General features: G+C 70.2%; 6 protein-coding genes and 2 pseudogenes. 6 read left to right on the top strand and 2 right to left on the bottom strand.

What is annotated here, in order from left to right; translation table 11 throughout:
- Positions 1-189, bottom strand: a 189-nt coding sequence (locus tag AB0761_RS38505) for a hypothetical protein (protein ID WP_377273889.1), incomplete at its 3' end; no start/stop codon positions are given.
- Between the two features lie 206 nt (positions 190-395).
- Positions 396-1,217, bottom strand: a complete 822-nt coding sequence (locus tag AB0761_RS38500; RefSeq protein WP_377266747.1) for a hypothetical protein — start codon at positions 1,215-1,217, stop codon at positions 396-398.
- A gap of 122 nt (positions 1,218-1,339) precedes the next feature.
- Between AB0761_RS38500 and AB0761_RS38495 the strand changes: the two genes are divergently transcribed.
- The 6 genes and pseudogenes from AB0761_RS38495 (at position 1,340) to AB0761_RS38470 (ending at position 11,582) form a co-directional block, all read left to right on the top strand.
- Positions 1,340-2,590 carry an exonuclease SbcCD subunit D gene (locus AB0761_RS38495; RefSeq protein WP_377273888.1) on the top strand — a complete coding sequence of 417 codons (1,251 nt, stop codon included), beginning with the start codon at positions 1,340-1,342 and terminating at the stop codon, positions 2,588-2,590.
- On the top strand, positions 2,587-5,787 hold the full coding sequence (locus AB0761_RS38490; protein WP_377273887.1) for an AAA family ATPase: 3,201 nt from the start codon (positions 2,587-2,589) through the stop codon (positions 5,785-5,787). Before AB0761_RS38495 ends, AB0761_RS38490 begins: the two co-directional genes overlap by 4 nt.
- A gap of 722 nt (positions 5,788-6,509) precedes the next feature.
- Positions 6,510-8,028: pseudogene (locus tag AB0761_RS38485) on the top strand (Mu transposase C-terminal domain-containing protein).
- Entirely contained in the window at positions 8,025-8,798 is a 774-nt protein-coding gene (locus AB0761_RS38480; RefSeq protein ID WP_377266749.1) for an AAA family ATPase, read from the top strand. Before AB0761_RS38485 ends, AB0761_RS38480 begins: the two are co-directional and overlap by 4 nt.
- Before the next feature lie 127 nt (positions 8,799-8,925).
- A complete protein-coding gene (locus tag AB0761_RS38475) occupies positions 8,926-9,951 on the top strand; it encodes a hypothetical protein (protein WP_377273886.1) in 1,026 nt (341 codons plus the stop codon).
- Between the two features lie 333 nt (positions 9,952-10,284).
- Positions 10,285-11,582 (top strand): annotated as a pseudogene (locus AB0761_RS38470) (IS256 family transposase).
- Positions 11,583-11,710 lie beyond the last annotated feature (128 nt).

Raw genomic sequence — 11,710 nt, 5'->3', positions numbered from 1 at the left:
TGGAAGGCCAGGTCGCAGTGCTGGCGGCAGCCGGGGGTGTAGCGGGGCCGTGTGGTGGCGAGTGCGGCGGCGAGGTCGCTGCGGCTTGATTTCCACGATGTGGAAGGTGCCTTGGCGCTGCGCGGTGTCGTGGCGCTGGAAGGCGATGGCATCGGGTTCGAGGTAGGCCTGGTGGCCGGCGACGGTCAAGCGCAGTACGGGATGGTCCAGCAGGGTGCGGGCGTCTGAGGGGTCGCGTGCCGCGCTGAGGATGAGTGCTCGGCAGCGCCGCCAGGGTTCGTGCGTTGTGCGGGACCGGCGGGGAGGAGCCTCGCAGGGCGTCCAATCGTGCGTCGAGCGAACTCACTGGTTTCCTCGAAGGGACGGGGCACAGCCGTGCAGTCGAAGGGGCGGGGTCACGAACTGCGGCGTTCGCGTGCGACGTTGCGAAGTGGGCTGCCGAAGATCTGGTCCGCGTCGCTGAGTCGCTGTCGTGCGCGCCGGGCCGCCTCGGCGCGGGTATCGGCGTCGTCGCTGGCGTGGATTTCCCGCTCGGCTGCGGCGGCCCGGCGCAGCCGGCCGAGGTCGAGTGGGCCTCGGGCGGGGTAACCGGGGATGTTGCGGGCGCAGCGCAGGAGGAGCCGTTGGACGGGTTCGGGTGGTGTGCCGTCGCCGGGCAGGCGCTCGGCGGCGTCCGCGAGGCGCATGGCCGAGGTGAGGAAGTTCACCCGGTGGGTGAGCGGTCCTACCAGGCGCTGCTCCAGCGGCCAGGTGCTCAGGGCGAGCAGGGCGCGGGCCGGGGACAGCAGGTCGAATGTCAGGGCGGAGCACACGTAATAGGGGCGGGCGAAGGGGGTGGCCCGGAAAGAGCGTTCTTCGTCGCGGCGCAGAGTGGTCAGCCGTGCGGTGTTCAGGGGGCGGGAGAAGAACGCCTCGTGGACCTGGCTGAGGAGCTGGGGCGCGGCGGGGACGGTGAGCAGGGCCAGGGCTTGGTGGACCTGCTCGCGGGCGGGTGCGTCTGCCCAGGCGCGTTCGAAGGCGGGTGGTGACGGAGACGCTGGCTGGGCCTGATCCGGTTCGCCATCCGGGGCGAACAGTGCGTCCCAGGCGCGTTGGGTGCGCTGCAATTCCAGGCGCAGGGCGTTGACCTGGGCGCTGTCGTGCTGCTCGTGCGCCTGCCGCATCGCGTGCTGCAGGTGCTGCATGCGTTTCTCCAGAGCGTCCAGGTGCTCGTGCATGCCCGCATGCTAACAGCCACTCAAGTTTCCTGTGTTCCCTGTGATTCTCGTGTACAGTCCCGGGCTCATGAGACACCACGGGTGTCTTCCTACGCTTCGCATCCAGAAGGGCTCATGAAGGCATGAGCAGACTGCTCCACACCTCCGACTGGCACTTGGGCCGTACCTTGGACCGGCATTCGCGTGAGGAGGACTTCGACGCCGTCTTAGCCGAGATCGTCGGCATCGCACGGGAGAGCCAGCCGGACCTGATCGTGCACAGCGGCGACCTGTTCGACTCCTCCCGCCCCGCCTCCCGGGACCTGATGCGCGCCATGCGGACCCTGGACGAGCTCGCCGCCGTCGCGCCCACCGTGGTCCTGGCCGGGAACCACGACTCCCCCGCCTACTTCGAGTTCCTGGGCTACGTGAGCGGCCCGTCCCGCGGCCGGGGCCTGTTCTTCGTCGACCAGCTCCGCCCGCCGCACGACGGGGGCGTCCTCACCTTCGACGCCTGCGGCGGTGAGCAGCGGATCCGGCTGGCCGTGATGCCGTTCGTGCATCCGAACCGGTTCTGGCAGCACTCCTCGGTATTCGGCACGACGTACGCCGACTACGCGGAGGCGATGCGCGGCCTGCAGGCGGAGCTGATGGCCGCCTTGCGCGAAGGGCACGACCCCGGTCGGGACATCCTGCTGTTCGCCGCCCACGTCTTCGTCGCCGGTGCCCGCCCCTCCCGCAGCGAGCGCTCCGTGGACCTGAACGAGGCCTACGCGACCGCTCCCGCAGATCTTCCGGCGGTGTCGTACGCGGCCCTGGGGCACATCCACGCTCCGCAGCCCGTAGGAGGCGTGCCGTTTCCCGCCCGCTACGCCGGAAGCCCCCTGCAATTGGACTTCGGCGAGGCCGGCGAATCCAAGAGCGTCGTGATCGTCGACGCCGAGCCGGGACGGCCCGTCCGGGTCATGCCGCGCCGGCTGTCCAGCGGCCGTCAACTGGCTCACTTCACCGGAACCCTGGACGAACTGCGGGCCATGGCGCCGCAGTTCGACGGAACCTTCCTCAAGGCGGTGATCACCGGCGAGGAGCCCGATCCGCTGCTGGGCCGCACGGTCGCCGAGATCGTCCCCCACGCGATCCTCGTCAACGCCGCACCGGCGCGCGAGGCTCATCCCGGCGCCGTCCTGGACGCCGATCCCGCCGACGAACCGGAACTCCCCGACGCCCTGCGCGCCTACCTGGCCGGCAGGGGAATGAGCGGCAGCGCCGCGGAGGCCACCGTCGCCGCCTTCGCGCACCTGCTCACCGAAATCGACGACGAGACGCCGCCACCGGCGCCCGCGGAGGAGATGCTGCAGGCCGCGCTGGAACACACCTGGACGGAGGCATCGTGAAGCCGCAGCGGCTCATCATCACGGGAGTGCGCAGCTACCCCGGCACCTGCACCATCGACTTCACCAGCAAGCGGCTCCTCGCCATCCTGGGCGACACCGGCGCGGGCAAGACCACCCTCCTCGAAGCGATCATCTTCGCCCTGTACGGGCGGAGCTCGTGGGCCGCGGACGGCTACGAGCTGATCAGCAACGGCTGCGACAACATGAGCGTCACGTTCGAGTTCTCTGTGGCTGGCCAGTCCTGGCGCGTCCGCCGCACCCTGCGCAAGAGCCGCAAGCACCCCCAGGCCGTGCTCGAGCCCCTCACCGACGGGGCCGCCGGCAAGAAGGTCGACAACATGGGCGCGGTGAACCGGGCGATCACCCAGATCATCGGGCTGAACTGGCAGGGCTTCGTCAGCACCGTCCTGCTGCGCCAAGGACGGTTCGACACGCTCCTCAAAGCGCCCAGAGCCGACCGCGCCGACATCCTGCGGCACATCTTCGGCATCCACGAACTGGAACGTGTACGCAAGCACACCACGGCGCGGATCGAGCGGCTCAATGCGGGCATTGCCGAAGCCACCAAGGCCCGTGCGCGCCTCCACGACGATCCCCGCGCCAGCGCCGCCCAGGCGGAGCTGGACGTGGAACGCACCCGCGGCATCGCGAACCGGCGACGCGAACGGCTGGACCGCCTACGCGACGCTCAGAGCCGGGCTGCCGAGTGCAAGCACCGCAAGGCCGATCTCGACAAGGCGACGCGGTCGCTGCGGGACCGCCGCGTGGCCGACGCGGGCGCCACCATGGCCGCACTGGCCCAGATGAAGAAGGACATCGACGCCGAAGCGCTTGTCCTCGAGGCGGCCGCAGCCGATCTGAACCGGCAGTTGGGCGTATCCCAGGCCGCGCTGGACGCGGCCGCGCAGGCCGGCGACACGGTCCGCTCCCTGTCCAGCGCCCTGACCGTGCTGTCGCGCCTCCCCGACCGTGTCGCCGACCTGAACGCCCGGGCGCAGCGGCTGAGCCAGGAGCAGCTTCAACATCGCGAGCAGGAGCAGGAAGACACGGCCGCGGGCCAGGACCTGAAGCAGCGCGAACAGCAGGCGGTGGCCCTTCGGGAAGCGGCGGAGCGGGCCGAGATTGCCGCAACCGAGGTGCGTGCGAGCACCGACCGGGTCCGGGACGCCGTCCGGGCGGCGCTGCAGGAAGCCTCCGCTGCCGCCGAGCACCGGCACTCGGAGGGCACGGCGCTTAAGCAGGTCGAGGACCTGCACGGCCGCAGCAGCAGCCGGGAGGCGCAGCTGAGTGAGCTGCGCAGCGCGCACGAAGCGGCCCAGGACGCCGTCGCTGCGCTGCAGCGCAGCGACGCGGCCCACACTGCTGGCGCCCACCTGGCTGCGGGCGACGCCTGCCCGGTCTGCGCCCAGCCCGTCCCCAGCGGTTTCACTGCCCCGTCGCCCTTGGACGGCAAGGCCCTGAGCCGGGCCAAGCGTGAGGTCCGCAAGCACCTGGAGGCCTTCAACAAGGGCGTGTCCGCCCACGCGGAGGCCGCCTCCCAGCTGAGCGCAGCCGAACAGTCAGCCGAGAGGCACCGGCGCCAGTACGAGGCCGCCCGCGAGCGCATGGAGGCGGCTCTGCTCCAGATGCAGGAGCTGGTGGACGCGGTGCGGGCTGCCGCCGCGCCTGCCAGAGCTACCACACTGGACGCGATGCGCCAGCAGACGACCGTCCAGGCGCACACGCTCAGCGAGGGCGAACCGCAGACCCGGCCCCAGCTCGCCGCCGCCGTTGCGGCGCTTGTCGAGCCGCTGCGCGAAGTGGAAGCGGACGCGGCCGCAGCGCTCAAAAGCGCCCAGGCGGAGCTGGTAGCAGCGCAGGCCGAGAACGAGGCGGCCCGGGCCGATCTCAAACGCCGGCGCGGCCGGTTGCAGCGTGAACGCAAGCGGCTGGACAAAGCCCAGCTGCAGTCCGAGGCCGACCTGCAGGTCCTGCTGAAGGAGATCGCCGAGCTCCCCACCTCGGCCCGCCCCGCCCAGCCCTCCCCCGATGAACTTCCCTCCCCCGAAGACATCGCTTCCTCGCGGGAAGCGGCCGGAAGGCGCCTTGCCCAGCTCGAGACGACGGCACGCGAACACGAGCAGACCAAGGATGCCTTGGCTGCCAACGCCGTGGACCGGCAGGCACTGGAGGGACGGCGCCAGCGCACCGTCGAGACGCCCACACGCAAGCTCGTCGGCCAACTCGCGCGTTGGGCGGACACCGCCGCCGACGCCCGCAGCGTCCTCGGCGACCCGACGCCCCTCGAGCTGCCGCCCACCGCGGACGGGTCCGACCTGGCCAGCGTCGACGCCTACGTGTCCGCCCTGACCTCGGCGGGCCAGCGCTTGACGCACGACCTGAAGCAGGCCGCGCGGCAGGCCGCCGAGGAGATCCGCGCGTTCGAGGAGGAGTTCGCCCGGCAGGCCGGCGCGGTCGCCGCCGACGCCGACCCGGACCCCGGATTCCCGGTGCTGTCCAACGGTGATCTGCTGGCACCCGCCGCTCTCGACCCGCTCAGCCGCAAGACCAGCGACGCCGAGGCAGCACACGAAAGAGCCCAGGCCGACCTGCGCACCGCCGAGTCCCAGATCCCCTACGCCCAGGCGCTGGACCAAGCCCTGCAGGCAGCCGAGCAGCAGGTCGGCGTCTGGAAGAGCGTGAGCGACCAACTCACCGACGGGAAGTTCCTCGCCTACCTCACCGAGCAGCGCACGCGCTCCCTGCTCAGCCACGGCAGCAGGATCCTCCAGCAGCTGTCCGCTGGGCTCTACGCGTTCACCGAGGACTTCCAGATCGTAGATCTCGCCACGAACCTGGCACGCGGCCCGGAGACCCTCTCCGGCGGAGAGACCTTCCAGACCTCCCTCGCGCTGGCTCTCGCACTCGTCGAGCTCCACAGCCGCAGCCACAGCAGACTGGAAAGCCTGTTCCTGGACGAAGGCTTCGGCTCGCTGGACTCCAACCGCCTGGACGAAACCCTAAACGTCCTACAAAGCAGCGTGACCCGGGACAAGCGCGTCGCCGTCATCAGCCACCTGTATCCGGTGGCCGAGGCCGTCGACGATGTCCTGCTGGTCAACAAGACCGCGCAGGGATCCACCGCCACCTGGCTGACCGAGCAGGCACGCGCCACACTCATCCGCGATGGGGTCCGGCACCTGCTGGAACACACCTGAACCGGGAGCGGGCCGGCCGCCGCGGGAGACCCCTAGGGTTCCTGCGGCGCCACCCCCGCCGGGCCTGCCGCCGGCGACCGTCCGACCTCGCACGTCCCGGCGCGCCAATGGCCCGGTCGCCGGGCGCCGACCGCGGCCCGCGGCACGCCACCCCGCACGGCAGCGGTGCCGCCCGCCGGTGCCGATCCGAGGACTCCCCCTCGACAGCAGAAACCGGCCCGGCTGGCACCGCTTCACCGAAAGCGCTCCAGGCTTCTCGGCCCCAGCGGTGACGGATCGCGTCGCGTCGCCCGGCAACACCCCAGTCGGCGGGCCGTCGTGGACGAGGGCGGCGGGGTGGGCGCCGACAGCGGAGGCGATCCTTCCGTGTCGGCCGCCGCGTCCTCGATGACCGGCCGGCGGGCAGTCTCCGCGCCGAAGGCAAGGGCTCCCCGAGGCCCGGCCATCGGGGAGTGGCCAGGGCGCCGCGGCGCCGCCCTTGGCGCGCGCACCGGGACTGCGATCACGCGCAATGCCTCGCGGCTGGCCGCCTTGAATGCAGCGCCGCCACGGCAGCGCGGGGCCTTGGCACTGCCGTGGCCTGACGGTACTGACCGGGCGGCTAAGGCACACAGGCCCCGGTGGATCTCGTAGCCCGTGGAGGGACGATACGCGTGGACGAATCATCGACTGGCATCCCCACAGAAGCTGTTTTCGGCGCCCGCCTGGGACGTCCAGCCGCGATGCCCCGAATCATCGCACTGGACCAGCGCGGTCAGCTGACCACAGCGCACGTGCGGCTGGTCGCCCAGACGCTGAACCGCTCGGAGCGGACAGTGTGGCGGTGGCTCGCCGAGGCGCGGGCCACCGGCCAGGTCGAACCGGCGGCCCGGACACGGTTCACCATCACACCGCAAATCCGGCACTTGCTGGTGCTGTGGGGAGGCAACGCCTCCGCTGTGCATCGCGAGCTCCTCCAGCAGGCCCGGGCCGACCCTCAGCTGCCCGCGGTGCCGTCGCTGGCGACTTTCCACCGGGCCCTGCGACGGGACCTGACTCCTGGAGACCGGGCCGGAATCGCCCATGGTGAGGCCGCCCGCCGGGCCCACGATGTGTTCGGGGAGCGCCCAGCCGAGGAACGCAACGCCGCCTGGGAGGGCGACCACAAGTGCGTGCCCGTGCAGGTATGGGTGGAGGACGAGCTCGCGCAGCCCTGGGTGACCTGGTTCATCGACTGCGCCACCAAGGTCATCATGGGCGTGGCCGTCACCCCCCACGCACCCAGCAGGGACGCGGTGCTGGCGGCGTTGCGGATGGCATTGGACCGCTCCGAGCCCTTCGGCCCGGCCGGCGGACTGCCCGCCCTGGTCCGCGTCGACCGCGGCAAAGAGTTCTTGTGCTCCTCCGTAACCTCGGCCCTCGGCGCCTTCGTGGTCACTGTCGTCGACCTCCCGGCCTACAGCCCGTATCTGAAAGGCACCATCGAGGCACTCAACGACGCAGTCGAGGAGATGCTGTTCGTCTCCATGCCGCGCTACATCCGCCAGCAAAAGCTCACCGGCGGCCGTATCGCGGACCCCGACGAGCCGGCCCTCACCTTCGAAGGGTTCGTGGAGCTGCTGCTGAACTGGGTGCACTGGTGGAACACCGAGCACCGGCCGAAGCAGCTCGAGGGCCGCACGCCCATGGAGGCGTGGCGGGCCGACCCCACTCCGCTGCACGACATCCCCGCCGAACAGCTCGCCCATTTCGGGCTCGAGGACGACGCGTACCCGCACCATCACCACCAGGGGCGTGCGATGGCGCAACCGCCACTACATCGCCCCGTGGATGGTCGGCCAAGGCGGTGTCCAGGTCGCGGTTCGGCACCTCCCCCACCACGACACAACCCTCGAGGTCTTCGACCTCCACGGTTCCTATCTGGGATCCGCGTTCCTGGCCGATGCGGCCAGTGAGGAGCAGATCCGCGAGGTCCGCAAGGCCCGCACCGCCAAGGCACGGCAGCTTCGCGCGGACATGAAGGCGGCCGCGAAGCTGCGCCGCGAGCGCTTCAAAGCTGTCACCAGCGCGACCCCGCCGCAGCGCCTGGGTGCGCTGACCGAGGCGGAAGCCGAGGCAGAGCTCTCCGAATGGGCCGCCACCGGCCTGCGGCAGCCCAATCCCGGCTACATCCCGCACCAGCCCGTCCCCGACGGCTGGGCACGCCCGATCCCGCCCGGCGCGGCCGGGCCGGAACCCGAAAACCCTCAGGAGACCCAGTGAACAGCGACATCGGCTCCGGCACGCTCCCCCCGGAGAGCGCCGACCACATCCACCGCTTGGACGCGCACCTGGTGGCCACCGAAGCCCTCATGACGACGCTGGACAACATCCAGGCGACGATCGAGGCGAAGGCCATGATGTGCGCCTTCGGGCCGGCCGGCCACGGCAAGACCATGTCGGTGAACTCGGCGCTGCGCAAACTCGCCCCCGACATCACCTACCGCCTGGAGCTGCGTTCAGGCCCCACCCCCCGCGACATCCGCCACGGCCTGTTCCGTGCCCTCGGTCTGCCCGGGGAGCCCCCGACACGGCCGATCGAGTTCGACACCCTCCTGAAGGAGACGCTGTCGCAGACCTTCCGGGTCCTGGTGTGCGACGAGGCCCAGTGGATGGGGCGCAGCTCGTTCGAGTACTGGCGTCACCTGTGGGACGACCGCCACACGGACATGGCGGTGATCTTCGCCGGAGGCGACGACTGCTACAAGGTCCTCAAACGGGAGCCGATGCTCGCGTCGCGGATCTTCATCTGGCAGAAGTTCAAGCGCATGCCCGAGGACGAGGTCGTCGCGACACTCCCGGCATTCCACTCTCTGTGGGCGGGCGTCGGCCCCCAGAGGATCCGCGGCATCGACCGCGCCGCAGCGCACGGCAACTTCCGCAGCTGGGCCACCATCACCCGGCACATGCTCCAGGGCATGAAGAAGATGAAGCTGACCGAGGTCAACGACGACCTCATTCGGTGGGTCTACAGCAAACTCGGCGGCATGTAAGGCAGGACTGCTGTTCGCAGCGGCAACGAGTAGCCGACCGTCGCGCCAAAGCCGCGAAGGGTGGTCTGGCGTGGCGGTCAGGCATCCAGGTACGACCGCCGGGTGCGCTGATCGGGAGGGTTGCGAGATGGCGCTCGGCGGGGTGACGATCGTCGTCGACGAGCGGGACGACCTGTTCTCCACGCAGGCGGCGCTGCAGGCGCACCGCCCCGAGGACGGGCGCATCACCGTACAGCCGACGCCAGCCAGCAGCAGCCCGGCCGCACTGGCGCACGATGTGCTGTATGCGCTGGGGAAGCGCTTGGCCCCGGGACCGAACAGCCCCGACGTATGGCTGGACTCGGTGAACGCGGCATGGCTCGCGGCTGCCGCATGGGGCATCGCCACCGGGATGCGGCATGTCGTGGTCACCCGCACCCACCTGCTGACCCCCCGACGGCTCGACCAACTGCTCGCCTGGCGCGAGATAACCGGAGTCCAACTGACACTGCTATGGCAGAAGGCCCTGCACGGGCTGCCGCCAGCGCTGGCCCGCGTCGAGCACCTGATCATTGGCTGCGCCCAGCTCGAGGCGGCGCTCGCCGAGCCGGGCCCAGCACCCGCCCGCCCGTACTTCCCCCCGGGGCAGGCAGGGACGGCAGCCGCTGAAGTGGATCCACAGCACTCGCCACCCACCCGGCCCTTGCAGGCCCACGCGGCGCCGAGGGTGCCACGACCAGCTCACGCGTGCATGGGAGCCGCCGCGACAGCCCAGCTGGTCCAAGCCGCCCCCGCCCTCAAGATCGCTTCCGAGGAGGCCGTCACTCTGGCCGCTCTCGCACACCCGCTCATCGCCGGAGCGCTGAGCGTGCTTGCCTTCACCCGGGCCGGCCTGGGCAGCCTGCGCTTCACCCGCGACCTCGACATCACCGGCGACGTCTCCGCCATCAAACTTCACGGAGTCAACCATCGGTACTGCCCTTTGCACGCCGTGCCTGACTGGGCACGGCCGCTGCTGGCCGCCGCCCGCGCCCACCACCGTCTGACACCCCGCCCACCCGGGGACAGCATGTTCGCCCCCTTGATGCTCGCCGAAGCCCGGCATCTGCGCGCGCACGCCGGACGTCTGCCCCGGCTCGGCCTGTCCCTGCCCGCCGGCGCCCTCGTCCCTTGAGCTGTGTGTGCCGACCGCCCGCACTGCGCGCTACAGACACGGCACAGCCGAGGGTCTCCGTTCGCGGCAGGCACCGCCGCCCACGGCGGGAGGACCAGGAGCGGTGGAAGACAGCCCCGCCACCCCGCTCTGTCCGCCTCGCGCGAAGTCAGCAACTGCCGGGCAGGTGCACGGCTTTCAGCAGCCCTGGGAGCGTGGGCAGGACTTCGTCGTAGAGGGTCTCCTGTTCGCAGCCGTGCCCGTCGGTTCGAGCGATCTCGTCGGCCAGATCGCGCAGAGCCTCGATAGGGAGTGTTCAATCAACGGCGGATCCGATGATCAAGGAGACGCCAGATGAGCGAGACCATCGTTGAGGCCGAGGCCGTGGTGGAGCCGGCCGTCGTTCCGGCTGCGGAGGCGGTGTCGGACGACCAGTTGATCGGGATGCTGGTCGACCGGGCCCGCACGGAAGGGCTGCAGCTGACCGGTGAGGGTGGGCTGTTGCAGCAGCTCACCAAGCGGGTGCTGGAGTCCGCCCTGGAAGGCGAGATCACCGATCACCTCGGTTACGACAAGCACGACGCCGAGGGCCGGAACAGTGGCAACAGCCGTAACGGCACCCGCGGGAAGACCGTCTTGACCGATGTCGGGCCGGTCGAGGTGAGGGCGCCCCGTGACGTGGCGGCCGGGAACGTTCGAGCCGCAGATCGTCAAGAAGCGGCAGCGGCGGCTGTCCGGGGTGGACGAGATGGTGCTGTCGCTGCCCGCGAAGGGGCTCACCCACGGGGAGATCTCCGCGCACCTGGCCGAGGTCTACGGCGCCGAGGTGTCCAAGGCGACGATCACCACGATCACCGACAAGGTGATGGAGGGCATGGCCGAATGGTCCAACCGGCCCCTGGACCGCGTGTATCCGGTGCTGTTCGTGGACGCGATCAACGTCAAGATCCGTGATGGGCAGGTCGCGAACCGGCCGATCTACGTCGTCATGGCCGTCACCGCCGAGGGCCACCGCGACATTCTCGGGATCTGGGCCGGCGATGGCGGCGAGGGCGCGAAGTACTGGCTCCACGTCTTCACCGAGCTGAAGAACCGTGGCGTGGACGATGTGCTGATGCTGGTCTGCGACGGCCTGAAGGGCCTGCCGCAGGCGGTGGAGACCGTCTGGCCTCGCACGATTGTTCAGACCTGTGTGGTTCACCTGCTGCGGAACAGCTTCCGTTACGCGGCCCGCCAGGACTGGGACAAGATCGCCAAGGCACTCAAGCCGGTCTACACCGCGCCGGGCGCGGACGCGGCGGAGGAGAGGTTCCTGGAGTTCCAGGAAGCCTGGGGAAGGAAGTACCCAGCGATCGTCAAGCTGTGGTCGGACGCCTGGGCCGAGTTCGTGCCCTTCCTCTGTTACGACGTCGAGATCCGCAAGGTGATCTGCTCGACGAACGCGATCGAGTCCGTGAACGCACGGATACGCAAGGCCGTGAGGGCCCGCGGACACTTCCCGAACGAGGCCGCGGCGATGAAGTGCGTCTACATGGCCTGATGTCCCCGGACCCGACCGGCAAGGGCCGCAAGCGCTGGACCATGCGTTGGAAGGCACCGTTGACGCCTTCCAGATCGAGTTCGAAGGCCGACTCACCCCGGCCGCCAGCTGACCAACAACCAAGATCAGCCGTTTATTTGACACACCCGGGTGGCATGACTGTCTGCGATCGTCTGACCGGCAGTTACAAGATCGACGGAACTTCCACCATGAACTCAGCCAGCGGTCCTAGCTTGAAGG

The sequence above is a fragment of the Peterkaempfera podocarpi genome (assembly GCF_042466665.1).
Classification (GTDB): Bacteria; Actinomycetota; Actinomycetes; order Streptomycetales; family Streptomycetaceae; genus Peterkaempfera; species Peterkaempfera podocarpi.
The sequence above is the reverse complement of the archived record's forward strand: the minus strand, read 5'-3'. Positions and strand labels throughout refer to the sequence as shown.

Bases quoted from the DNA above. Each gene is read 5' to 3' on its own strand.
- AB0761_RS38500 (WP_377266747.1), bottom strand. From the start codon at position 1,217: ATGCACGAGCACCTGGACGCTCTGGAGAAACGCATGCAGCACCTGCAG.
- AB0761_RS38495 (WP_377273888.1), top strand. From the start codon at position 1,340: ATGAGCAGACTGCTCCACACCTCCGACTGGCACTTGGGCCGTACCTTG.
- AB0761_RS38475 (WP_377273886.1), top strand. From the start codon at position 8,926: ATGGCGCTCGGCGGGGTGACGATCGTCGTCGACGAGCGGGACGACCTG.